The sequence below is a fragment of the Salmonella sp. SAL03688 genome, assembly GCF_046551895.1.
In the GTDB taxonomy this organism is placed as follows: Bacteria; Pseudomonadota; Gammaproteobacteria; order Enterobacterales; family Enterobacteriaceae; genus Salmonella; species Salmonella enterica.
The window spans coordinates 82,828-105,784 of record NZ_JBGDVI010000008.1 but is presented as its reverse complement, the minus strand read 5'-3'; the positions used below and the strand labels follow the sequence as shown (position 1 = coordinate 105,784).

The window sequence follows — 22,957 nt, the reverse complement described above, 5'->3', positions numbered from 1 at the left end:
CATAGGCTGCTGTTTATAAAGGAGAGATTATGCAGGAATTGATATCCCGGGTAGAAGATTTAGCGGGAATTGAAATGAATCACACCACGTCGCTGGTGGTGATATTTGGTATTATTTTTCTGACAGCAGTTGTCGTGCATATTATTTTGCACTGGATAGTACTGCGCGCTTTCGAAAAACGCGCCAGCGCCAGTTCCCGCCTGTGGCTGCAAATTATTACCCAGAATAAATTATTCCATCGTCTGGCTTTTACGCTGCAAGGCATCATTGTCAATATTCAGGCCGCGCTCTGGCTACAAAAAGGCAGTGAGGCTGCGGATATCCTGACGACCTGCGCGCAGTTATGGATTATGACCTACGCCCTGCTGTCGTTATTTTCTCTGCTGGACGTGATTTTCAATCTATCGCAAAAATGGCCCGCCGCCTCTCAGTTACCGCTAAAAGGAATATTTCAGGGTATTAAGCTCATCGGCGCAATTATCGTCGGCATTCTGATGATCTCACTGCTGATTGGCCAGTCACCAGCAATTTTAATCAGCGGGCTTGGCGCGATGGCCGCGGTATTAATGCTGGTCTTTAAAGACCCGATTCTTGGCCTGGTTGCCGGTATACAGCTTTCCGCCAACGATATGCTCAAACTAGGCGACTGGCTGGAAATGCCGAAATATGGCGCAGATGGCGCGGTCATTGATATTGGCTTAACCACGGTAAAAGTACGCAACTGGGATAATACCATCACCACCATTCCCACCTGGTCGCTGGTTTCCGATTCGTTCAAAAACTGGAGCGGCATGTCTGCGTCCGGCGGACGCCGGATTAAACGCAGCATTAATATTGACGCGACCAGTATCCATTTTCTGGATGATGATGAAAAACAGCGGCTGTTAACCGCGCAACTGTTAAAGCCGTACCTTACCAGCCGTCATCAGGAAATCGATGAATGGAATAAACAGCTGGATGCGCCGGAATCAGCCTTAAATCACCGCCGAATGACCAATATCGGGACATTTCGCGCCTATCTGAACGAATATTTACGCCACCATCCGCGCATCCGTAAAGATATGACGCTGATGGTACGCCAACTGGCGCCTGACGATCATGGTTTGCCGATAGAGATCTACGCCTTTACCAATACCGTCGTGTGGCTGGAATATGAGAGCATCCAGGCCGATATTTTCGACCATATTTTTGCCGTGGTGGAAGAGTTTGGCTTGCGTATTCATCAGACGCCGACCGGCAGCGATATTCGCGCGCTGTCAGGGACATTGCGGCATTAATGGATTGCCCGATCGCATGAGCATGGGATCGGGCAAAAAAGTTAATGAGCCTTACGGCGCAAAACTGTAAACGCGATAAACAGAAATACAATCCATACCGGCAGCAAAATCGCCGACAATCGCATATCGTCCATCGTACACATTAACACCAGAATCAGCGCCAGAAACGCAATGCACAAATAGTTTCCGGCGGGATAGAACAGCGCCTTAAATTGCGTCTCGCGCCCTTTACGACGCATCGCCGCGCGAAAACGTAAATGCGCGAGACAGATCATTATCCAGTTTAGCAATAGCGTCGCGACAACCAGCGCCATCAACAGGCTAAACGCTTTTTGCGGCAACAGATAGTTGATCAGCACCACCAGCGAGGTAATCGCTCCGGAAAGTATCAGCGAGTTCACCGGTACGCCGCGATGGCTGACGCGGGTTAAAAATTTCGGCGCATTGCCTTGTACGGACAGGCCGAACAGCATTCGGCTATTCGAATAAACGCCGCTGTTATATACCGAAAGCGACGCGACCAGAATAACGAAATTCAGCGCCGAAGCCACCACATTACTGTCCAGGTTATGGAAGATCATCACAAAAGGGCTGCTATTGGATTTCACCTCTACCCACGGATAGAGCGCCAGCAACACCACCAGCGAACCGATGTAGAACAGCAAAATACGGTATACCACCTGATTCACCGCTTTCGGGATGCTTTTTTGCGGATCGCGCGCTTCCGCCGCAGTAATGCCGATCAGCTCCAGTCCGCCAAAAGAAAACATAATCACCGCCAGCGACAGAAGCAAACCATGCCAACCGGTAGCGAAGAAACCGTTATAACGCCAGAGGTTATCAATGCTGGCATGTTCGCCGCCGTGGCCGGAGAACAGCAGCCACAGACCAAAACCTATCATGCCGATAATCGCCAGCACTTTAATCAGCGCGAACCAGAATTCCGTTTCGCCATACAGACGAACGTTCACCAGATTTACGGCATTAATGATAATAAAAAACACCGCCGCCCATACCCATGTTGGTACGTCAGGCAGCCAGTACTGCATATAGATGCCCGCCGCGGTCAGCTCCGCCATCCCGACCAGCACAAACATGACCCAATAGTTCCAGCCCGACAAAAAGCCCGCAAACGGCCCCCAATATTTCCAGGCGAAGTGGGCAAACGATCCGGAAACCGGCTCTTCCACGACCATTTCACCCAACTGGCGCATAATGAGAAAAGCGATAATCCCGGCAACGCCATAGCCCAACAAAACAGCCGGCCCCGCCATTTGAATCGCCGGGCCGATGCCCAGAAACAGTCCGGTGCCAATGGCGCCGCCCAGGGCGATTAGCTGAATATGGCGGTTTTGCAACCCCCGTTGAAGCGTCGGTTCATTCTTCGACGCGGCATCCGACACGCTGGCGCCGGATGCAGTTGACGCGTTTTTCACGTCCTACCCCTGTATCGTTTTTATTGAGGGGCACCTTTTAACATTTCACTCTCGCTGCCGCAAGGCGCAATCGTTTGTCAAGGCTCAACTCCGGACGTTAACGTTATCGTGTAAAAAAAGATGCCGTGGGGAGTAAAAAGAAAAGAGTGCGCGCCGATATAGAACGTTACGGGTGACAGACGCCGGGTATAAAATATGTGAATAACTCTGGACGAAAAGTACGACACCCTACAGAATACATTTAGTATTTTTTCAGTATTTTCAAAAAGGTGAATCAGACTTGGTATCTGTTATCCGTTTTTGAGCCACGCCAGGCATCAACGTCATGAATAAGATCATCAAACGTTTAGAGATCATCAAAAGCGCCATCGAACTTGAGGACGAAGAGATTATCCGTCAGCAGCTCATCTACCTGAAAAATGAGCCGCAGGATGCCGTAATCAGCGCCATTGCCCAGGCAATTGAAGCTCGTCGATTCAGTGACGCCATGCAAGAGATCGCCGCCTGGCTACAGGCTCAACGGGCGCTCTCGACGTGGCAAGATCCCTCTATTGCCGCCAGTAAACTGGAGCTGAAAGCGCTTGAAGCCCAGCTTCGCGATCTGATTGACAAACGAAATGCGCGGGTACAAATCCTCGACGATTTCAACGACCTCTATCATCTGCGCCTCGGGCCGTTGATGAGCCGTATTCTGGAGTTGCGTAAACAGCTCGCGGTGAGTATGCAGCGTAAGCAAGAAGCCGAAATAAAACGCCGGGAAAAGGATTATCAATCCTGCCTGCAATTTATTTCCCAGGCCGTGGATCAACTGGCAACGCTAAAACAGCAGTGGACAGGATTGAATGCCGCCTCGCGCGAAGCGGTGGGCATCCGTCAGCGAATCCAGCAGCAGACGGAATTAATTACCGCGTTGCTGGCGGAAATTCGCGAGCTGGAAGCGGATTTTTCCCATCAGGACGACAGCGCATTCCGCCAGGCGCAGGAAAATGCGGAACAGGACTATCACCAGTACCGGGAGCAGCAGCAGGAAGCGCAATTCCGCTACGCCCGCGATCAACGTTTGTCGGCTGACGAACGCAATGAATTAAAACGTTTGTGGCGTCAGGCCAGCCGCCTGTGTCACCCGGATGTGGTCGCCGATGAATTGAAAGAAAAAGCGCACCAGATGATGGTACAGCTTAATCAGGCGCGGCAGAATGCCGATCTGGCGGCAATTCGCGCGTTATTGACGCAGCTGCAAAGCGGTCTGGAACCGATGATGGCAAGCGACAGGCTAAATAATCTGGAACATCTGCGCCATAAAATACGCCAGCTCCGCACGCAAATCGACGCGCTGTTGAAAGAGATAACGCAACTGGAAACGGAAAACGCCTGGCGGCTCGTCTCTTCCCTTGCGGATAAGGAAGCCTATTTCTCCGAGCAGGAACGGGCGCTAACCGAAATTCGCAATACGCTGGAGGCGCAGGTTCAACAGGTGGAACAGGAACTTCTGTCAGGGTAGTCCATCATTCATCAACACATTGTCGGATGGCGCAAGCGCCATCCGACGAATCGCGGCATAAAGAGGGTAAGAGGGTAAGAGGGTCGCTACTGTCGCTGTAAAAGTAACGAACGGGCGGAGTCCGCCATGATCATCACCGCACCTGCCAGCATTAACGTATCTTTTAATACCAGCCGCCCGGCGCCCGATAAATACGGAAAACCATAATGCGCATCGCCCAGCGGCATAACCCAGGCCTCCGGCGTGGTGATCAAAAACGACAGCGTGACAAATGGCGTCAGGAATGCCAGCACGCCGCCCGCCAGCCCTAACCAGCGGCTGACAGGGTTAGCCAGTACCAGCGCCGCGATAATCAATTCCACCACGCCCAGACCATCCGAAAACGCATACGTATTATTGGCCGTTTGCCAGGCGCGTTCCTCCGGTTTTAGTTCGCCCTCATGAGTCAGATGCTGACGATATTCTTCCGGATGTTCATAGAAAAAAGACATAAACGGGCTGTTCGCTACAAACGGGGTAATACTGTCTGCCTCATAGGGCACAAATTTTAGTAGTCCAATCCAGATAAAAACGATGGCGATACTCAGGCGAATTAATGTTAATCCCAGCCGATCCCCCTGACTTAACAGACGAAGATATTTATCCATCTCAGGCTCTCCTTACTTATATAAAATCGCAGTGGCGTAACCCGTATTATCAATACGCATTGACGTAATTTTCCATGACGACGCCTGTTTACTTTGCGCCAGTCTGGCAATAGCGTCTTCAAGCATTGACGGCGTTGCTGACACCGCAGAAACGCTGATATATTCAACGTCAGTTAGCGGCTGGGCGGAGACGGAAAACGCCAGCGGCGCAGCCAATAATGAAGCAATAAGTGTGGTAACTTTTAACATCGAGATTTCCAGTCGTGGGTTATTTCAATGGTGTTATAATACGTTACGCCTGACTAAAGCCTTTTCTTTCAGACGCCAGCATATTTGTCCTGGCGTATTTTTATAGCCTGACAGGCAAAAAAAAGCCCTGATTAACAGGGCTACGTTATTTATGTTTTACTTAATGAGAGAGAAGAGATCGTTTAAAGACTCACTCATTGTAGGATGGGTAAATATCTGGTCGCGTAACACCGTATAAGGTAAATCTGCATCCATAACGGTTTTAACGATATTAATCATTTCATGAGAATCGACGCATAACAATGACACCCCTACAATACGCTGCGTATTCACGTCCACTACCGCTTTTAGTACGCCACGAGTATCGTTCATAACACGGGCGCGAGGGATCGCCGCCACCGGTAATGTCACCACCTGCACCGTTGCGCCGCTTGCCCGCGCTTGTTCTTCCGTCAGCCCGACACGAGAGAGCGGCGGCGTCATAAAGACGGAATACGGAACATTCTGGCGATCGCGGGTACTGCGTTTGCCATCTCCCAATAACCCGTCGCGTACAATACGAAAATCATCCAGTGAAATATAGGTAAACTGCAACCCACCGGTAACGTCGCCCATCGCCCAGATATTGTCCGCCGTGGTACGCAGGTAATCATCCACGATGATCCCGCCGCGTTCGTTCACCGCCACGCCGGCGTTCTGCAACTGTAAGCCAGCCGTCGCCGGTTTTCGCCCCGACGCCACCAGCAGGGCATCCACAAGATGCGCGCCTTCCGGCGTTTCTACTTGTACCGCGCCCTCCTTTGAGGATACGGCCTGTACGTTGGCGTTTAAAATCAGCTCGACGCCCTTTTCCTGTAAAATGCGGGTAATTGCCTGCGCGATATCCCGATCTTCACGAGGCAGGAATTGCGGCGCTGCTTCAAAGATAGTGACCTTCGTACCAAAGTTGGCGAACATTGAGGCAAATTCAAGGCCAATATAACCACCGCCTAAAATCCCCAGCCGCGCCGGACGCTGGCTCAGGCTGAGTAGCCCGGTGCTATCGAACACCCCTGCCGTCGTTGTTAAGCCCGTAATAGCCGGGATCACCGACTCTGCGCCAGTATTAATGAAGATCTTTTCTCCCCGTAACACCCGCTCGCCGTCCGCCTGAAATACCCGTAAGGTATGGTTATCAATAAACTCCGCCCTTCCCTCAATCACATCGACATTGTCCAGGTCGGCAAGATTATGAAAATTTTTGTCGCGTAAAAAATTTACGACCGCCGCTTTGCGTTGCATGGCGACAGAAAAATCGCCCTCACGTTCCGCGTCATGCACCAGCGTTTTCGTTGGAATACAGCCAATGTTGATGCAGGTTCCGCCGAACATACTGGCGGACTGTTCGATAATCGCCACGCGCCATCCCGTCTTCGCCAGAGTTGCCGCCAACGTTTTTCCTGCCTTGCCAAAACCAATAATGAGCGCCTGATACTGTGTCATCTTCTTTCTCCGCCAAATCACCATCTGTTTGTCAGGACAAGTATAAATAACGTCAAAAAAGCCAGGGTTATCCGTAATGCGCCAATTTTTGTCTTATCGTCTAAATTAGCGGTTAGCAAAAACAAGAGTAGAAATGACATTGAGTCCGAAATATAGTAATCAGAGACAGAAATGGTTATCCCTATTTTTGAAAAAGAATCTGTTCTGGAGTCTATATGGATGCGCTTAGTCGGCTATTGACGCTTAACGCCCCTCAGGGCTCAATCGACAAGAATTGCCCGTTAGGCGGCGACTGGCAGTTGCCGCACGCCGCTGGCGAGCTATCGGTGATTCGCTGGCATACCGTTACGCAGGGCGAAGCGCAACTGGAAATGCCTACCGGCGACGCCATGACGCTTACGCCGGGAAAGGTGGTGATTCTGCCGCAAAACTCTGCCCACCGTTTGCGCCAGTCTGGCGAAGCACCGACACATATCGTGTGCGGTAGTCTACGTCTGCACACGACGTCACGTTATTTCCTTACCGCGTTGCCGGAAGTGTTATGTCTTGCCCCGCCGCCGCATAGCCCCGCCAGTATCTGGCTTAACGCCGCCATTTTGCTGTTACAGCAGGAGTCAGAACGCCATTTACCTGGCGCTGACGTCTTATACAGTCAGCAGTGCGCCACGCTGTTTACCCTCGCCGTTCGCGACTGGCTATCGCAGGCTGGCACGGCGAAAAGCGTGCTCAATTTATTGCTGCATCCCCGGCTGGGCCGCGTGATCCTTCACATGCTGGAAACACCGGCGCATCCCTGGACGGTCGAAACGCTGGCGCAACGGGTACACATGTCGCGGGCGAGCTTCGCCCAGCTATTTCGCGACGTGTCCGCAACGACGCCCTTAGCCGTGTTAACAACGCTGCGCCTGCAAATCGCCGCCCAGACCCTGTCGCGTGAAGCGCTGCCGGTGATGGTGATTGCTGAGTCGGTAGGTTATGCGAGCGAATCTTCTTTTCACAAAGCTTTTGTCCGTGAATTCGGTTGTACACCAGGCGAGTACCGCAAACGGGTCAACGCGCTCGGACGATAAACGTATACTGAACCCGCCTACAGTTTGACGTCGCAGGCGGGCGACACACGTTATGCCGCAAGGCGGCGATGCCTGCGCAGCCACATCAGCTTGTAGGCTGCCGGAATGATAAACAGCGACAGCAGCGGCGTGGTAATCATGCCGCCAATCATCGCAAAGGGAACGCTGGTAATGATCAATAACGCTTCCCTTACGTCGACTCTGCAACCTGCCCTGTGGCGGTTTCAACGCTAATAGACGCTCTACGTAGGCGATAATCCCGAAAAATACAGCGGTTGACAGACTAAGCAGCAAGACGGAATCAAAATGACCCGACTCCTTTTTAGGGAAGCACAAAGTTTTATTGTATTACAAACATTTCAGCATTGGATTTAAGAGTTTTATTTGAGGGAAATTAAACAGCACCCGTAACGACACCTGTTGCGAGATAATGCGCAAATACAGAGATGATTTAAAACTTACCCTGATACTTACACTGCAGGATAATTTTAGATGATAGGTTTTTTGATGTAACTGCTTGATTTATCAATGGCGCGCCCTGCAGGATTCGAACCTGCGACCCACGGCTTAGAAGGCCGTTGCTCTATCCAACTGAGCTAAGGGCGCCTTGTGAAGTGAAGACTTCGTGTAGACGAAACGCGAGAATTATACGGTCAGGTACTCCTGAGTCAATGGCTTTTGTTCTGGTTGCTGACTAAGTGTACGAATATCGTCTTTTCTGGCGCAATGCCAGGTTCCAGGAAATCGCCTGGACACATCTCAGCACGCATAAAGTGGGAATTAAGGCCGCCAGTATTTAGATAATCAATCAGTTTCTTTAATATTTCACCATGATTCACCTGCCGTGTAGGATATTTTTCATGCTGAGTATCGCTATTAAGGAACAAAACAGTCACTTTGAGCATGGTTTGAAAATCATCATGACGCGTCTGGCGAATCAATGGCAGCAGAAAATTGACTTTCTGCCGCCAGAAGAGATAGATAATGCCGATATCGCTTTCCTGGCCCTGGATGATGATTGGTTCAGCGCAGGCTGTTATCAGATACCTATGCATACCCAACATCAGCTACGGGTGATTATTTGTAATAAATGCGATAAAGAAAAGCTCATGTTCAGACCATGTCTGTATATGCTGCCGCATATTTATCGGGAAGATGATGTTGAAGAAATTACCCGGAAAATGATATTGATCTTACATAAGCGAGCGCTTCGACATAGCGTCCCTTCTGGCATTTGCCACTACTGCACGACTCGTCATTTTTCAGTAACAGAACGTCACCTGTTAAAACTGATCGCCAGCGGTTATCATTTAAGCGAAACGGCCGCTTTACTTTCACTTTCTGAAGAGCAGACAAAGTCACTCCGCCGGAGCATTATGCGAAAATTACATGTTAAAACGGAGCAGCAGTTTTTAAAATATATTAGAGTTAACCTTCATTTCTTACTCAGTAAGTAAACTCACTTAACTTTTCACAAGGCTTACGAAATATCTCACCAATAATTAAGTAACGATACCTACAGGCATTTTTTTAACGCTGCCACAATGATGCCCATAATATCCTGATAGATTCAGGGTTCGAAAATATATGGCTGCATCATAAATGCCTGGAGGAGTGTTTGGTGGCACAGGGTACTTTATTAAAGGAAAGGATAAATCCCCCACACCTGGCGTCTTCGCCAACACGCCATTCATATCTCAACAGCGGATTGTTAAAATCTGAGCCAATCGTTAATCTCTCAACTGCGCAATTAATCGGCTATGAGGTCCTGACGCAACTTCCGTCAAAACATGATAGCGAAGTTTTTTTCAGCAGTTAATGCTGATGGAAGGCATTGAAACATCAGAGCAACGAAGCATTGCTTTTTACGCTGGTGCAACGATGGGACAAGGTTATTTATGGCCAGCCATATTACCAGATATATATTAGAGCAATGGAAAAAGCAGGATGCGCAGCGTACCACGCAGGGAAAGACACCGCCGTTTAAGAAATGCCAAAGACTGCGCCTGCCGTTATCACTCTCCAACGCCGCAGATATTTGATCGCCTTGAGTTACTGGACCAACAGCTTAATTATGCCTTGCCGGTTGGTATCATTTCCCAGGCAATAATTACAACTGATAACTACCTCGGCTATTCGCTGAGTCACTACTTATTTTCCGGAAAACGTACCGCTGCATTCCGCTCATTAGATGACATTTCTTTGTGGATTGAAAAGGGGTCGCTCAGACAACTGATTGTAGATATGGAGGCGCTACCTGTCTCCTGTATTGAGGCGCTTAACCAGCTACGCGCGCTCAGTTGGCAACAAAGCGATATCCAGATTTACCTGCTGGTATCAGATAAAACCCCCGCTATAACACAGTTTATCCGTATGGCTGGGCGTTTTTTTGTTCTGTCACGACAACAAAATCTGGCCTCAGTACGCGAAGCCTTGTTATCAGCCGCCAAACCTCGCTTATCGGAAAGCTTTAGCCGTACTGACTGGTTGATGATTGAAACTTTAGCGCAAGGCGCCTCTTTAAAAGAAATAGCACGTCAGCAAAGCGTACCTTATCATCGTGTGGTTTACCGGATTAAACAACTTATCACCCTCCTTAACCTTCCCCACAGGCAAAGCTTTCTTCGGCTGGTCCAGCAGTTAAACGTTACTTTCCACGATATTTTTTAACGAACTAACGTTTTGGTGAATAAGATTTTTTAAGAAATTACTTATTTTCACTTCCATTAAATGTAAATATTTCACATAAAATTAATATTTACAACTCGTCCTGGTAAGCGATAAAAATTTTTTTCTTACATCGTCCCCTGTTCCTCCTCGTTTTTCGAGGTCTCCAGCGTCAACATCTTTCTGTTATTACATAACAAATACTAAACAATTAGTCTTTCATATTATTTTTATACTTAAAAACAACAGTTTAAACCACTCAATGTCAACTCCAAAGAAAATAGCTCTACCACGAACAAATTTTCTATAACGCCACAGAACATCCTACCCGCTATCCATAATTCGCATTTCGCAAGACTTTTCCGAGAAATCAGACCAGGTATAATCCATATTGTTTTTACTTAATCAGAAATTTCTTTTTTGTTGGTGCGAAATGGATATTCCACATATTTATTACTCTTACGCAAAATAGCCAGTCAACAGGGAGGTCTCATTCTTTATTATTGCTCCACTGTGTGGTGTGTAGATCTGGCTATTTCACAATCTTTAAGGTGTCTGACGCTTATTCTAAAACGAAGGACGCATAACAGTCTGAGGCATACAACAATGAAACCTGCATCTGTTATCATTATGGACGAACACCCTATTGTAAGAATGTCGATCGAAGTTTTACTCGGTAAAAATAGCAATATTCAGGTTGTCCTGAAAACGGATGATAGCCGAACAGCGATAGAGTATCTGCGCACTTATCCTGTTGACCTTGTCATTCTGGATATTGAATTACCGGGCACCGACGGCTTTACCTTACTTAAACGAATCAAATCTATCCAGGAACATACCCGGATACTTTTTTTATCGTCGAAATCAGAGGCTTTTTATGCCGGAAGAGCAATAAGAGCGGGCGCAAACGGATTTGTAAGTAAACGCAAAGACCTCAATGATATTTATAATGCGGTAAAAATGATTTTATCCGGCTATTCTTTTTTCCCATCTGAGACGCTTAATTTCATCAGTAATACCCGTACCCCCAAAGGCGGGCACCATGATATGCCACTATCTAACCGCGAAGTTACCGTGCTGCGCTATCTGGCCAATGGAATGTCTAACAAAGAAATTGCCGAGCAACTTTTATTGAGTAACAAGACTATCAGCGCGCATAAGGCCAATATATTTTCTAAACTTGGCCTTCACTCTATCGTTGAGCTTATCGATTACGCCAAATCACACGAATTATTGTAAATGTACTCCCGGCGAATTATCGTTCGGGAGCCACAATAACGGACACTAATTGTAATTGATCAGGAAGGTCGCATCCGCGTTAGCAAGTCCGGGCTGCACGCCATCGGCTAAGGCGATATAGTTCGCATAGAATTTCAGGGTAGCATTGCCGTTGTTGTCAATATCGACGGCCTTGCTGGCCTGTTCAAGCGGCAAGCGACGTTGATCGCCATCGCGAATTTCAATCGCCAGTTTTTGCGCCATTGCCGTATCAGCAAGCGCCAGTAATGCCGTGCCGGGCGCTGGCGTCCCGGAAAACGTTATAGACGCCGACCCCGGCGGGCAGCCTTCAAGTTTTAGGCTAAAGGCTACCGGTTGCGTGGCGTCACCGGCGGCGTGAAGCTGTTTTGTCGGCCAGGTGCCGAGGTTAACCGATTTGTTACTGTCGCCCGCCACCACGGCGCAGGTAAAATCCACCACGTTACCGCGCAGTTCAATATTCACTTCGCCCAGAGATGAGTTGGCCTGACTCAGCGGGCTGAACAAAACACAACCAATAGTGATGAAAACGCGCCGAAGGATCATTATACCTCCTTAATCATAATCGACTCGTAGATAGCCGCGCGCAGTAAACGGCCCTTCCGCCGGTTTATTCCCCGTCACGCTGATTGGCCAGGCGCGAATACCTACGCGAGCGGCGGCGTTATCATCAAGATGAAACGGAATTTTACTCGACAAATTATTGGGTGTGAGCGGCGTACCGTTGCTATTAGCAACCACAAAGCCTAAATCCGGATTATCGGATACCATCGCCTGCCCTGAGGCCTTTTCGGCTTCAAGCCGCATCGATAAATAGGCCTGCGCCGCGACGTTGGTACATTTAATAGCGATAGTTTTCGTTTGCGGCGTGACGCCTTGCGGACGATTACCCGCCCCCGCCTGACTAAATAACGACGCGCCGATATCGCCGAAATCAAACTCCACGACCTGTCCGGCATTCACTTCACAGTTTTGCGGTACTTCCACTTTGCCGCTGTAGCTAATGGTATACACCGGCGTGCTCAACGCGTCGCCGGTAGAGGTCGTCACATAGACAGTAAACATTGTCTGGCGAGGGATCGTCACCATATTAATAAAAGGCCGTATCACTTTTAATTTAAAAACCAGCTTTGAGTCCTGCACGCCAAACGGCTTTTGCTGCGACACGTTAGAGTCGACGCCCATGAGAATATAGTTACGGGGCGGATAAAATACGCCAGCGACACTATCGGTTATGCTCATCGCGCCCAGAAGGTAGTCATTCAGCTTGAGGTATTTAAAATTTCCTTCGGTGCTTTGTACCGGTAATTCTGATACATAGCTTCGGTAGGTATAATTTACCGTTGTCCCCGCCGGGCACGTCGCGTTTACGCCGACCCAACCTGATTTTTCCGGCAACGTCACCACCTGTCCCGGCTGATTATTGCCGCTGGTGAAAACATCTGACAGGTCGTAAAAGATATCGGTCGCCGTCCCGTTTGAATTGCGGCAAACCGTCGCCAGCGCGGGATGGGTGAAAAAGAGCGCGGTCCCCGCCAGCAATAGCGCTGAGTATATTTTCATCTCTATTTTTCCTTTTATGACGCCGGACGGATACAGGTCGCGCTGGCTATCGTAATCGCCTGCTTCAGACTATCCTCCGCCAGGGCGTAAGGGGCGATACAACGTGCGTTTTTCCCCTCTCCCCACTGGATGAACAATTCACCTTTTAGCGGCAAGCCGCTCAGATAAATTTGCCCGTCATCGCCGACCATACTGGTAATGCCGCTGGCGGTTTCTCGTACTATCGCGCCAAACGGTAACGGACGTCCGCCAAGCCTCGCGGTAATGATTGCCCTTACGCCTATCCGCGTATCAAAAGCAGCCCGCACCAGCGCGCCCTCTGTCGGCACTACGCTGCTGACGTTATTTTCGACATCGGTATGGTTGTCCATCGTGTTGGTATCTAACGCGACGCGGTTATAGCGATATACCGTGGCGTAGGGCATTACCGCATAGCCCCGCCAGTCCGTTTTCACGCCGGTCTGGTTTTCGATGCGCACGCCTTTCGCTCCCGGCGCTTTAATCAAGACATTGGTATCGCCCAACGGTTGGCTAAACGTAATACCATCCGCATGACCGACCACGCCGCCGGAAAGTTGCCAGTTATAGTCATGCTGATCGCGATCGTAGTTATATCCCACGCCCAGCGTGCCATACGTCGCCTGCCAGCTAGCGCTGGCGCTGCCGCTATAACCATTGCTACTGCTACGTCCTTGCGTCACGCTGTAGCTCAGATTACGTCCTTCCAGAAGCGTGCCGCCCACGCCGGTCTGCCAGCTATTGTCGCCGTCGCGGTTGCGGTTGGCGTTAAACGTGGCATAAGTACGATCAAGAAGAGTGTCGCGCGCATAGCGCCGTCCGGTCAGAATGCTAAACGGAACGGACATATTGAATGCCAGAATGCGGTCGGCGCCTGAGATCCCCACCGACTCGCTCCACGACCATGACAGCGAATAACTTATGCCTTGCCATCCACTGGCGTATCCCAGTTGATACCAGGTATTGGTATCCGCCGTATTCCAGTAATTTTGTTGACTGCCGGAAAGATACAGTGACCCGTAATCCCCCAGATTTTGCGAAATATTGACCTGAAAGCGGCCTTTTTTGCTGTAGCGGAGATTGTGGTAGCTCTGCGCCACCGGCACTTTATGGCGGCGTCCGTCGCTATCGTATTCGTAGTCGTACCCTTCCATACTGCGGTATGCCACATCATCCAGGGTGTAAAATCCGCGTGTGGAATAGCGGTAACCCAGCAATTGAAAATTAGTCCCGTAATTATTCAGCGATTTGGCGTACAGAAAACGCAACGATTGCCCCTGATGGGTGCTGTCATCTGCCAGTTGGCTACGCGCATGTGTGACATCGACCGACACGGCTCCCCAGTCGCCCAAATTTCGCCCCGCCCCGACCACCACGGCACGGTAACGATCGGCAAGTTGCGTACCGCCGTAAGCCGTCAGCCCCGCAGGCAGGCCGGCAATCACCGTTCCCTGGAAAAAGAATGGCGAAGACTGCTGACTATTGCCGCTGCGAAAATCCCCGGCCACCAGGTCATACTTCACCCTGCCCTCACGCTGCAATAGCGGAACGGTAGAGTAAGGCACCGTGTAACGTTGTTGGCTACCGTCTTTTTCATCTACCGTCACCTCAAGGTCGCCGCTGGAAGAGGTAGGATTAAGATCGGTAATCGCAAACGCGCCCGGCGACACATAGCTTTGGTAGATAACATACCCGTTCTGTCGTATCGTCAGCTTTGCCGCCGTCCGGGCGATTCCTCTAACCGTGGGGGCGTAGCCCTGCAGGCTATCGGGATACATATTGTCAGAAGAGTACAGCCGCGCTCCGCGAAAGCCGACGCTGTCGAAAACATCGTTCCCGGTATTGCTGTCCCCCATGACCAGTTCGCTTTTTAGCGGAATGATGGCGCGCTGTACCCAGGTGCCAATGTTGTTCCAGCGTTGCGAATGATAGCCGTCCCCTTTCGAATAGTTCCAGGCTCCGTTATTACGCAGCCGCCAGGGGCCATAGTTCAACCCGCTCAGCAGACTCAAAAAATAGCTATCGCTGTCTGTTCCGCGGCTACCGGTAAAACTGTAATTAATGAGTGCGGCAGGTATCCCTTCATCCCACTCTTCCGGCGGGATATAGCCACGCGCGCTGTTGAGCAATGACGCCTGCGGCAAGCTAATATTTAAGCGCATCGACGCGAAATCAAACGCGACCTCCGCGCCCGGAATTTTCTCAGGAAGGCGAATACACGTGGTATCGACGCCTTTATCTGAGACAGGGAACGCCGCGGTATTCACGCCCAGCCGTTTAATCCACTCCGGTGTAAAACAAGGCATCAGGCCGCCGGATTTATCGCCGGCACCCACGGCGCCCGCCTCAAAACGAATATCCTGCGTCGCTACGAATTCGTCGTTACGCCAGATATCCACCCGGTAAATACCGGGCGGCTGATGATTACCTTTTTCAAAGCGAGATAAATCCGCCACGGACGCGGTATCCGCCGACAAAAACGCAGGGTTGAAATAACTTTCGCCGCGGCTCGTCAGCGGACACAGCGCCGCCAGCACCGACAGCGCCACGCCGTTTAACGGTGATACATAGCCGGGAAATCGCCCTGCAAACCAGGTTGTCTTCTTCATCGTGTTCTCGTGTGGCTTCACGCTCTCTGCTTAACCGAGACTGGCCGTTGTCGCCGACGTCAATGCGCCGTAATCATTGACGGTCTGAAATGTCACGCTGCCCTGCGCGCCAGTCGGTAAGGGAATTTGCATGTCGCTTTTTGGCGCGATCATCACGTTATCAATCTTTTTCGCGCCCACGCTGATATTGACCAGCGTGAGGTAATAAGCAGATGGGTTGGTTATCTTGAGATGGTTGCCGACACGGGAAAATTTCAGCAAGGTCGGCGCGTCTTCCGGCGTCTGCGGCAAATTCGCCGGACGCACGAACAGTTTGATGCGCGACAGAATCGCCAGTTGCAGAACGTTTTTTCCTTCAATATGACTTTTATCGACCGACGGAATGGCTTTCACGTTCATCCAGAATAACGACTCCCGATCCCCGGGTAGCGGTTGCCCGGCGTAGATAATGCGCAGCGTGTTTTCGCTTTTGGGCTCGCTGACGAATAAAGGCGGCGTAACGATAAACGTTTTTTCTTTCTGCCCGGCGCTATTTTCGATCCATGAATTGACGAGGTAACGTTCTTGAGTATCGCTATTACTGATTGCCAGAGAGGTCTGTTTCGCCGCCGAGGGATAAATAACGCGCGTGGCGCCTAATGCAATCCCCCCCGCCGCCTGTACGTTCAGCGAAGTAAATAACGTGAGAAGAACAATAAAGCCTAATTTTATACTATTCAGCATGGTAAAAAATACCTTTTGCATTGAGTCACGTCGGCAAGAAAATTCATGGGTAAACCAGCGTAAACCACACTTCTGAATGAATTCGTCCCGGCGTCATATTTTCTGAAATTGCCCGATAGCGGGCAGTAAAATGCAAAGTCATTTCTGACGTTAAAATGGGCGTGTAATGAAGCGGTAACGTGTTAGGTATGATTTGCCGCTGCTGGTCATCAAATAATGCCAGGCCGATTCCGGCATTACCGATACCCTCGCCGCTGGCCAGAAAAACATGGGGATCTTCCGCAGGCGTAACGCCGGCAAACGCAATGCCGACATGACGCCAGACCTCCGCGCTACAGGAGATTAACCGTAACGAAAATGGAACGCTGACGGGAGCGAAGCTGCCAGGACCGGTAAACGCATTCGTGCGGTACTGTCCCATCAGTACGCGCAAATCCTGGCTTTCAGTGGCGACAGCGCAGCCGCCATTGACCAGTTGTCCGCGCAGGTGAACACGCCCGCTCTCCACCATTACCGGCTGCGCAATGACGGGCGACATCAAAACAAGCCCCGCTAGCGCCGCGCCTTTCCTTATCATCTGTTATGTTCTCTTTTATCCCCGATAGCCTCTTCCGTTGAGGCGCCTCCCTTCCCTGGCGTTCCCAGACGGGATTATTCGTATTTCATGATAAAGGTGGCGTCGGCATTAGCCTGGCCTGGCGTCGTGGCGGCGGTTGCCTTATAGCGTGCGGTAAAACGCAGCGTATTGGTGCCTTCAACCAGCGCCTGCTTCGCCGAGAAGGTCGCGCCGTCCGGCTTCAACGGTGAAGAGGTATTATCAAGAATCTCAATCCCGACGCCGGTTGCGGTAGTGCTATTGTCCGCAGAGGAGACAGCCAGCAAATTAGGGTTGGTGTTATCTGCCTGACCAGAGAAAGCCACGGCAGCGGTGGCCGCCACTTTCGGATCGCAGTCATTCAGGACGATGGAGAAAGGCACCTGCGCAGTCGTATTACCAATCGCCGTAAAGCTGGCGGTACGGTATTGACCCAGCGTCACCGTTTGATCGGCGGATTTAGTGCTAACGGCACAGGCTGCATTAACCAGTTTACCTTCGAAATGAATAGTACCGCCACTCACGCTCACCGGAGTAGGATCAGCCGCAACCGCTGCGCCAGCGACAAACATCAGACTCGCAATAGTAGAGGTCATTAATTTATGTTTCATGGATTTCCCTTGAATTACACACACCCGGTTTCGGCATCCTGTCGGCTCCGTTTGAATTATTATCGACATAGCATGTCAGAAAAGTTATCTCTGCATCCTGTAAAGATAGATATCGCAGATTAATTAGTTTTCTGTTTCTCCCCTGAGTATCAGACGCAGTAATTAATCTTTGCGAATATGACATTTCGTCACGGTAATAAATTAAACATTTCGCTAAATAAAAAATAGCCGCAAACTCTTTTAATGACCTAAGCTAATTCTTATTGGGATATAAGAAGGGTCTAATCTTATTTTGTATAAAATGTCGCATTATGCCGCCCGACGCTATTAACGACGAGGGATTACGGTAACCATAGCCAGGGTGATGAATTGTTTCTTTTTGGTTAATCATGGCGCGCTTACTGGTCACGTCTCAGTATCGGCAACGGACGGGGGAGACGTCGCGTTTGCATCGGAAACACAAACGTTAACTGACAGCGAGGCCCGCTTCTGACAAAATAGCGTTATCCCCTTTGACTTGAAGTAACAGATGGAATCTTCTCTCTGATGGCAGCAAAGATTATTGACGGTAAAACGATTGCGCAGCAGGTGCGATCTGAGGTTGCTCAAAAAGTTCAGGCACGCGTCGCAGCAGGTCTTCGCGCTCCCGGCCTGGCTGTGGTGTTGGTCGGCAGCAATCCGGCCTCACAGATTTATGTCGCAAGCAAACGTAAAGCGTGCGACGAAGTGGGATTCGTCTCCCGCTCCTATGACCTGCCAGAAACCACCAGCGAAGCCGAACTGCTGGCGCTTATCGATACTCTGAATGCAGATAACACGATCGACGGTATTCTGGTGCAGTTGCCTTTACCGGCAGGTATCGACAACGTTAAAGTGCTGGAGCGTATCGCGCCAGATAAAGACGTAGACGGTTTCCATCCTTATAATGTCGGTCGTCTGTGTCAGCGTGCGCCACGCCTGCGTCCCTGTACGCCCCGCGGTATTGTGACGCTGCTTGAGCGTTACAATATTGATACCTACGGCCTGAATGCGGTGGTCATTGGCGCGTCCAATATCGTTGGACGCCCGATGAGCATGGAGCTGCTGCTGGCTGGCTGTACGACTACCGTTACGCACCGCTTTACCAAAGATCTGCGTCACCATGTCGAGCATGCTGATTTGCTCATTGTCGCCGTAGGTAAACCGGGCTTTATTCCCGGCGAATGGATTAAAGAAGGCGCAATTGTGATTGATGTCGGTATTAACCGTCTGGAAAATGGCAAGGTCGTTGGCGACGTCGTGTTTGACGAAGCCGCGGCGCGCGCGTCATACATCACGCCAGTACCGGGCGGCGTCGGCCCGATGACGGTCGCCACGCTTATCGAAAACACGCTGCAGGCGTGCATTGAATATCACGATCCACAAGGAAAATAATATGGCGACATTCTCTTTAGGCAAGCACCCGCACGTCGAGCTGTGCGATCTGCTCAAGCTGGAAGGCTGGAGCGAAAGCGGCGCGCAGGCGAAAATCGCCATTGCCGACGGGTTGGTGAAGGTTGATGGCGTGGTTGAAACGCGTAAACGCTGCAAAATTGTCGCCGGGCAAACCGTTAGCTTCGAAGGCCAAAGTGTGAACGTCGTGGCCTGATACAGAGTGCCGGATAGCGACGCAAAGCGTCTTATCCGGCCTGATTACGCTGTCTTTTCAGATAATCATCCACTTAATCCTCTGCGTTCCAACTGCTAGCATGGCTATTTCCCTGTGAACCATCGCTATGCCTACCGTTATCACCCACGCCGCCGTTCCCCTGTGTTTTGGCGCAGGCTTAGGCCTGAAAGTTATCCCTCCTCGCCTGCTGTTTGCCGGTGTTGTGCTGGCGATGCTCCCCGATGCCGACGTGCTGGCCTTTAAATTTGGCGTCGCCTACGGCAACGTGTTCGGCCATCGCGGATTTACCCACTCTTTACTTTTCGCATTCGTCCTCCCCCTGTTGTGCGTACTCGCGGGACGACGATGGTTTCGAGCTGGGCAGGTGCGCTGCTGGCTGTTTTTAACCGTTTCATTGTTGTCGCACAGCCTGCTGGATTCGATAACCACGGGTGGGAAAGGCGTCGGATGGCTGTGGCCGTGGTCAGATGAACGTTTTTTTGCGCCCTGGCAGGTGATTAAAGTCGCGCCGTTCGCGCTTTCAAGCTACATCACGCCGTATGGACACCAGGTGATTATTTCGGAGCTGCTATGGGTGTGGCTACCGGGAGGCGTGCTAATGGGGATATTGGGCTGGCACAGATGGCGTATAGGGGACGAAAAGCGGGCTCGCTAATGTCGGACGGCGCTACGCTTACCCGACCTGTAGATTTCATCTCAGGTAGGCCGGATAAGACGCCCTGCGCCTTATCCGGCAATACGGCAATTACTTACGCCGCCAGGTGGTGCCCTGCGGGCCATCTTCCAGAATAATACCCATTTCAGCGAGACGATCGCGCGCCGCGTCCGCCGCCGCCCAGTCTTTCGCTTTACGGGCATCCAGACGCTGTTGAATCAAGGCTTCAATTTCCGCAACTTCACCGTCATCCGCCTGCGCGCCGCTTTGCAGGAAAACATCCGGCTCCTGCTCCAGCAGTCCCAGCACGCCGGAAATCTTCCGCAGATGAGACGCCATCGCATTCGCGGCGGTCATATCCTCGCCCTTCAGACGGTTGACTTCACGCGCCATATCAAACAGGACGGAGTAGGCTTCCGGCGTGTTGAAATCGTCATTCATCGCCTCCACGAAACGCGCTTCAAACGCCTCGCCGCCCGCCGGGGCCGCTGATTTATCCGTTCCACGCAATGCGGTGTATAACCGCTCCAGCGAGGCGCGCGCCTGCTTGAGGTTCTCTTCGCTGTAGTTCAGTTGGCTACGGTAATGCCCGGACATCAGGAAGTAGCGCACGGTTTCCGCATCGTAGTATTTCAGCACGTCGCGCACGGTAAAGAAGTTGCCCAGCGATTTGGACATCTTCTCGCGATCCACCATCACCATACCGGAGTGCATCCAGTAGTTGACGTATTCGCCGTCATGCGCGCAGGTAGACTGGGCAATCTCGTTTTCATGGTGCGGGAACATCAGATCGGAACCGCCGCCGTGAATATCAAAATGGTTGCCCAACTGCTTGCAGTTCATCGCCGAACATTCAATGTGCCAGCCCGGACGCCCTTCGCCCCACGGCGACGGCCAGCTCGGCTCGCCCTCTTTCGACATTTTCCACAGCACGAAGTCCATCGGGTTACGCTTCACGTCAACGACATCCACGCGCGCGCCCGCCTGAAGCTGCTCAAGATCCTGACGGGAAAGCTGCCCATAAGTCGGATCGGTCGGTACATCAAACATCACATCGCCGTTATCCGCCACATAGGCGTGCCCTTTCTCGATTAAGGTGCGGGTGAGCTCGATAATTTCCTGAATATGGTGCGTCGCACGCGGCTCGCTGTCCGGACGCAGAATATTCAGCGCGTCGAAGTCCTGATGCATTTCCGCAATCATTCTGTCGACCAGCGCGACAAAACTTTCGCCGTTTTCATTGGCGCGTTTAATAATTTTATCGTCGATATCGGTAATGTTACGCACATACTTCAGCTTATAACCGAGAAAACGCAAATAGCGCGCGACAACGTCAAAAGCGACAAACGTGCGTCCGTGACCAATGTGGCAGAGATCGTAAACGGTGATACCACACACGTACATGCCGACTTCCCCGGCATGAATGGGTTTGAATTCCTCTTTTTGGCGCGTCAGTGTATTAAAAATTTTTAACATCGAAGATTCCGTATAGACGTGTGTGGGTAATAATCTCCGTATGATACATATTATTCGTAATCGAAGCAGCACACTTTGCAAGGTGATCGCAGCTTACGGTTATGCTATAACAAGCCCCTATATGTGCCCCATTGCGGGCTAAAGCACCACTCTCTTGGAACAGGATGCAAAAATGGTTACTTTCCACACTAATCACGGCGATATCGTAATCAAAACCTTTGATGATAAAGCGCCTGAAACAGTTAAAAACTTCCTGGACTACTGCCGCGAAGGTTTTTACAACAACACCATTTTCCACCGTGTGATTAACGGTTTTATGATTCAGGGCGGCGGCTTTGAGCCGGGCATGAAACAGAAAGCCACCAAAGAGGCGATCAAAAACGAAGCCAACAATGGTCTGAAAAATACCCGTGGTACGCTGGCAATGGCACGTACTCAGGCGCCACACTCGGCTACCGCGCAATTCTTCATCAACGTGGCAGACAACGACTTCCTGAACTTCTCCGGCGAAAGTCTGCAGGGCTGGGGCTACTGCGTCTTTGCGGAAGTCGTAGAAGGTATGGACGTGGTAGATAAAATCAAAGGCGTCGCCACTGGCCGTAGCGGTATGCACCAGGACGTACCAAAAGAAGACGTCATCATTGAAAACGTGACCGTCAGCGAGTAATCGTGGCGACACTGTTTATTGCAGACTTGCATCTGCAAACGGAAGAACCGGCGATCGTCGCCGGTTTTCTGCGTTTTTTAGCCGTAGAAGCCCGTCAGGCCGACGCGCTGTATATTCTTGGCGATCTCTTCGAGGCCTGGATTGGCGACGACGACCCCAACCCGCTACATCGTGAGATAGCCGCCGCCATCAAAGCGGTGGTGCATGTTGGCGTTCCCTGCTTCTTTATTCATGGTAATCGCGACTTCCTGATTGGCAAGCGATTTGCCCGCGAAAGCGGCATGATTCTACTGCCGCAGGAAAAAGTGCTCGACCTGTATGGCCGCAATGTGTTGATTATGCACGGCGATACGCTCTGTACCGATGATGCCGGATATCAGGCGTTTCGCGCCAAAGTCCATAATCCGTGGGTTCAACGACTATTCCTTACCCTGCCGCTGTTTATCCGCCGCCGTATCGCCGCCAGAATGCGCGCCGGCAGTAAAGCCGCCAACAGCAGCAAATCGCTGGATATTATGGACGTCAATGCGCAGACCGTCGTCGCCGAAATGGAAAAACACCGCGTACAGTGGCTGGTTCACGGTCACACCCACCGCCCGGCGGTACATGAACTTTCCGTCAACGACCAGCCCGCGTTCCGCGTGGTGTTAGGCGCATGGCATCATGAAGGTTCAATGGTAAAAGTCACGCCGGACAACGTTGAGTTAATCGCCTTCCCCCTGTAAATGTTCGTCGAATCGTCCGTTACGGCGCACACGCAACCGTTTTCCTTGCCTGATTATCATGCTATTCTTTGACACCTCAAA

General features: G+C 51.0%; 22 protein-coding genes, 1 tRNA gene and 2 pseudogenes. 12 read left to right on the top strand and 13 right to left on the bottom strand.

Annotated features, from left to right (window positions below):
* The first annotated feature begins 29 nt into the window (after nt 1-29).
* Nucleotides 30-1,277 carry a mechanosensitive ion channel family protein gene (locus tag ACLJR2_RS10725; protein ID WP_001156978.1) on the top strand — a complete coding sequence of 416 codons (1,248 nt, stop codon included), beginning with the start codon at nt 30-32 and terminating at the stop codon, nt 1,275-1,277.
* 41 nt (nt 1,278-1,318) lie between these two features.
* Here the strand turns inward: ACLJR2_RS10725 and pheP are convergent, their stop codons facing one another.
* Nucleotides 1,319-2,713: a phenylalanine transporter gene (gene pheP / locus ACLJR2_RS10720; protein WP_000786291.1), complete on the bottom strand. Its 1,395-nt coding sequence runs from the start codon at nt 2,711-2,713 to the stop codon at nt 1,319-1,321.
* 325 nt (nt 2,714-3,038) lie between these two features.
* On the opposite strand from pheP, the gene ACLJR2_RS10715 reads away from it, so the two are divergent.
* The gene (locus tag ACLJR2_RS10715; protein ID WP_001033454.1) at nt 3,039-4,214 is read left to right on the top strand and encodes a DnaJ family molecular chaperone; all 1,176 of its coding nucleotides are present in this window, start codon (nt 3,039-3,041) and stop codon (nt 4,212-4,214) included.
* Nucleotides 4,215-4,300: 86 nt separating this feature from the next.
* Here ACLJR2_RS10715 and rclC read toward each other — a convergent pair whose 3' ends face one another.
* From rclC to rclA, 3 genes are all read right to left on the bottom strand, one after another.
* Nucleotides 4,301-4,861, bottom strand: coding sequence for a reactive chlorine resistance membrane protein RclC (gene rclC, locus ACLJR2_RS10710; RefSeq protein WP_000362177.1), 561 nt, complete (start codon nt 4,859-4,861; stop codon nt 4,301-4,303).
* Nucleotides 4,862-4,873: 12 nt separating this feature from the next.
* Complete coding sequence (gene rclB / locus ACLJR2_RS10705; protein WP_000922173.1) at nt 4,874-5,110, bottom strand: reactive chlorine resistance periplasmic protein RclB; 237 nt, start codon at nt 5,108-5,110, stop codon at nt 4,874-4,876.
* 156 nt (nt 5,111-5,266) lie between these two features.
* Nucleotides 5,267-6,592, bottom strand: coding sequence for a reactive chlorine resistance oxidoreductase RclA (rclA, locus tag ACLJR2_RS10700; RefSeq protein ID WP_000195929.1), 1,326 nt, complete (start codon nt 6,590-6,592; stop codon nt 5,267-5,269).
* A gap of 215 nt (nt 6,593-6,807) precedes the next feature.
* Here rclA and rclR point away from each other — a divergent pair, with 215 nt between their 5' ends.
* Nucleotides 6,808-7,662: a reactive chlorine-specific transcriptional regulator RclR gene (rclR, locus tag ACLJR2_RS10695; RefSeq protein WP_000339624.1), complete on the top strand. Its 855-nt coding sequence runs from the start codon at nt 6,808-6,810 to the stop codon at nt 7,660-7,662.
* Nucleotides 7,663-7,712: 50 nt separating this feature from the next.
* On the opposite strand, the pseudogene ACLJR2_RS10690 reads toward rclR, so the two are convergent.
* Nucleotides 7,713-7,817 (bottom strand): annotated as a pseudogene (locus ACLJR2_RS10690) (cation transporter); the annotation flags it as partial.
* Nucleotides 7,818-8,191: 374 nt separating this feature from the next.
* A tRNA-Arg gene (locus ACLJR2_RS10685) sits at nt 8,192-8,268 on the bottom strand.
* A gap of 254 nt (nt 8,269-8,522) precedes the next feature.
* On the opposite strand from ACLJR2_RS10685, the gene fimW reads away from it, so the two are divergent.
* From fimW to fimZ, 4 genes and pseudogenes are all read left to right on the top strand, one after another.
* A complete protein-coding gene (gene fimW, locus ACLJR2_RS10680; RefSeq protein WP_000948629.1) occupies nt 8,523-9,119 on the top strand; it encodes a fimbria biosynthesis transcriptional regulator FimW in 597 nt (198 codons plus the stop codon).
* Nucleotides 9,120-9,280: 161 nt separating this feature from the next.
* Nucleotides 9,281-9,591 (top strand): annotated as a pseudogene (locus ACLJR2_RS10675) (diguanylate cyclase).
* Nucleotides 9,592-9,609: 18 nt separating this feature from the next.
* On the top strand, nt 9,610-10,332 hold the full coding sequence (gene fimY / locus ACLJR2_RS10670; protein WP_001258107.1) for a fimbria biosynthesis regulator FimY: 723 nt from the start codon (nt 9,610-9,612) through the stop codon (nt 10,330-10,332).
* 603 nt (nt 10,333-10,935) lie between these two features.
* Complete coding sequence (gene fimZ / locus ACLJR2_RS10665) at nt 10,936-11,568, top strand: fimbria biosynthesis transcriptional regulator FimZ (RefSeq protein ID WP_000801273.1); 633 nt, start codon at nt 10,936-10,938, stop codon at nt 11,566-11,568.
* A gap of 45 nt (nt 11,569-11,613) precedes the next feature.
* On the opposite strand, the gene sfmF is transcribed toward fimZ, so the two are convergent.
* The 6 genes from sfmF to fimA all read right to left on the bottom strand — a co-directional run bounded on the left by sfmF (nt 11,614) and on the right by fimA (nt 17,705).
* The gene (sfmF, locus tag ACLJR2_RS10660) at nt 11,614-12,132 is read right to left on the bottom strand and encodes a fimbria assembly protein (RefSeq protein WP_000603410.1); all 519 of its coding nucleotides are present in this window, start codon (nt 12,130-12,132) and stop codon (nt 11,614-11,616) included.
* Between the two features lie 9 nt (nt 12,133-12,141).
* Complete coding sequence (gene fimH / locus ACLJR2_RS10655; RefSeq protein WP_000708649.1) at nt 12,142-13,149, bottom strand: type 1 fimbria D-mannose specific adhesin FimH; 1,008 nt, start codon at nt 13,147-13,149, stop codon at nt 12,142-12,144.
* Between the two features lie 14 nt (nt 13,150-13,163).
* The gene (locus ACLJR2_RS10650) at nt 13,164-15,776 is read right to left on the bottom strand and encodes a fimbrial biogenesis usher protein (RefSeq protein ID WP_000754203.1); all 2,613 of its coding nucleotides are present in this window, start codon (nt 15,774-15,776) and stop codon (nt 13,164-13,166) included.
* Between the two features lie 30 nt (nt 15,777-15,806).
* Nucleotides 15,807-16,499 (bottom strand): type 1 fimbria chaperone FimC, encoded by a 693-nt coding sequence (gene fimC / locus ACLJR2_RS10645; protein WP_001519112.1) that lies wholly within the window; start codon nt 16,497-16,499, stop codon nt 15,807-15,809.
* A 43-nt stretch (nt 16,500-16,542) separates the two neighbouring features.
* Nucleotides 16,543-17,076: a type 1 fimbrial protein subunit FimI gene (fimI, locus tag ACLJR2_RS10640; protein WP_000619604.1), complete on the bottom strand. Its 534-nt coding sequence runs from the start codon at nt 17,074-17,076 to the stop codon at nt 16,543-16,545.
* Between the two features lie 74 nt (nt 17,077-17,150).
* Complete coding sequence (gene fimA, locus ACLJR2_RS10635) at nt 17,151-17,705, bottom strand: type 1 fimbrial protein subunit FimA (RefSeq protein ID WP_000681033.1); 555 nt, start codon at nt 17,703-17,705, stop codon at nt 17,151-17,153.
* Nucleotides 17,706-18,251: 546 nt separating this feature from the next.
* Between fimA and folD the strand changes: the two genes are divergently transcribed.
* From folD to ACLJR2_RS10620, 3 genes are all read left to right on the top strand, one after another.
* Complete coding sequence (folD, locus tag ACLJR2_RS10630; RefSeq protein ID WP_000729165.1) at nt 18,252-19,118, top strand: bifunctional methylenetetrahydrofolate dehydrogenase/methenyltetrahydrofolate cyclohydrolase FolD; 867 nt, start codon at nt 18,252-18,254, stop codon at nt 19,116-19,118.
* 1 nt (nt 19,119) lies between these two features.
* A complete protein-coding gene (ybcJ, locus tag ACLJR2_RS10625; protein ID WP_000190281.1) occupies nt 19,120-19,332 on the top strand; it encodes a ribosome-associated protein YbcJ in 213 nt (70 codons plus the stop codon).
* A 127-nt stretch (nt 19,333-19,459) separates the two neighbouring features.
* Complete coding sequence (locus tag ACLJR2_RS10620; protein WP_001143506.1) at nt 19,460-20,008, top strand: metal-dependent hydrolase; 549 nt, start codon at nt 19,460-19,462, stop codon at nt 20,006-20,008.
* A 90-nt stretch (nt 20,009-20,098) separates the two neighbouring features.
* On the opposite strand, the gene cysS is transcribed toward ACLJR2_RS10620, so the two are convergent.
* The gene (gene cysS, locus ACLJR2_RS10615) at nt 20,099-21,484 is read right to left on the bottom strand and encodes a cysteine--tRNA ligase (RefSeq protein ID WP_000912376.1); all 1,386 of its coding nucleotides are present in this window, start codon (nt 21,482-21,484) and stop codon (nt 20,099-20,101) included.
* A gap of 172 nt (nt 21,485-21,656) precedes the next feature.
* Between cysS and ppiB the strand changes: the two genes are divergently transcribed.
* Entirely contained in the window at nt 21,657-22,151 is a 495-nt protein-coding gene (ppiB, locus tag ACLJR2_RS10610) for a peptidylprolyl isomerase B (RefSeq protein ID WP_000255991.1), read from the top strand.
* Between the two features lie 2 nt (nt 22,152-22,153).
* Nucleotides 22,154-22,876 (top strand): UDP-2,3-diacylglucosamine diphosphatase, encoded by a 723-nt coding sequence (gene lpxH / locus ACLJR2_RS10605; protein WP_000212276.1) that lies wholly within the window; start codon nt 22,154-22,156, stop codon nt 22,874-22,876.
* The last annotated feature ends 81 nt before the right edge of the window (nt 22,877-22,957 follow it).

Bases quoted from the DNA above. Each gene is read 5' to 3' on its own strand.
- ACLJR2_RS10650 (WP_000754203.1), bottom strand. From the start codon at position 15,776: ATGAAGAAGACAACCTGGTTTGCAGGGCGATTTCCCGGCTATGTATCA.
- folD (WP_000729165.1), top strand. From the start codon at position 18,252: ATGGCAGCAAAGATTATTGACGGTAAAACGATTGCGCAGCAGGTGCGA.
- fimC (WP_001519112.1), bottom strand. From the start codon at position 16,499: ATGCTGAATAGTATAAAATTAGGCTTTATTGTTCTTCTCACGTTATTT.
- ACLJR2_RS10620 (WP_001143506.1), top strand. From the start codon at position 19,460: ATGCCTACCGTTATCACCCACGCCGCCGTTCCCCTGTGTTTTGGCGCA.
- fimH (WP_000708649.1), bottom strand. From the start codon at position 13,149: ATGAAAATATACTCAGCGCTATTGCTGGCGGGGACCGCGCTCTTTTTC.
- fimZ (WP_000801273.1), top strand. From the start codon at position 10,936: ATGAAACCTGCATCTGTTATCATTATGGACGAACACCCTATTGTAAGA.
- fimY (WP_001258107.1), top strand. From the start codon at position 9,610: ATGCGCAGCGTACCACGCAGGGAAAGACACCGCCGTTTAAGAAATGCC.
- ACLJR2_RS10725 (WP_001156978.1), top strand. From the start codon at position 30: ATGCAGGAATTGATATCCCGGGTAGAAGATTTAGCGGGAATTGAAATG.
- cysS (WP_000912376.1), bottom strand. From the start codon at position 21,484: ATGTTAAAAATTTTTAATACACTGACGCGCCAAAAAGAGGAATTCAAA.
- fimA (WP_000681033.1), bottom strand. From the start codon at position 17,705: ATGAAACATAAATTAATGACCTCTACTATTGCGAGTCTGATGTTTGTC.
- sfmF (WP_000603410.1), bottom strand. From the start codon at position 12,132: ATGATCCTTCGGCGCGTTTTCATCACTATTGGTTGTGTTTTGTTCAGC.
- fimI (WP_000619604.1), bottom strand. From the start codon at position 17,076: ATGATAAGGAAAGGCGCGGCGCTAGCGGGGCTTGTTTTGATGTCGCCC.
- rclB (WP_000922173.1), bottom strand. From the start codon at position 5,110: ATGTTAAAAGTTACCACACTTATTGCTTCATTATTGGCTGCGCCGCTG.
- ACLJR2_RS10715 (WP_001033454.1), top strand. From the start codon at position 3,039: ATGAATAAGATCATCAAACGTTTAGAGATCATCAAAAGCGCCATCGAA.
- rclC (WP_000362177.1), bottom strand. From the start codon at position 4,861: ATGGATAAATATCTTCGTCTGTTAAGTCAGGGGGATCGGCTGGGATTA.
- rclR (WP_000339624.1), top strand. From the start codon at position 6,808: ATGGATGCGCTTAGTCGGCTATTGACGCTTAACGCCCCTCAGGGCTCA.
- fimW (WP_000948629.1), top strand. From the start codon at position 8,523: ATGCTGAGTATCGCTATTAAGGAACAAAACAGTCACTTTGAGCATGGT.
- rclA (WP_000195929.1), bottom strand. From the start codon at position 6,592: ATGACACAGTATCAGGCGCTCATTATTGGTTTTGGCAAGGCAGGAAAA.
- ybcJ (WP_000190281.1), top strand. From the start codon at position 19,120: ATGGCGACATTCTCTTTAGGCAAGCACCCGCACGTCGAGCTGTGCGAT.
- ppiB (WP_000255991.1), top strand. From the start codon at position 21,657: ATGGTTACTTTCCACACTAATCACGGCGATATCGTAATCAAAACCTTT.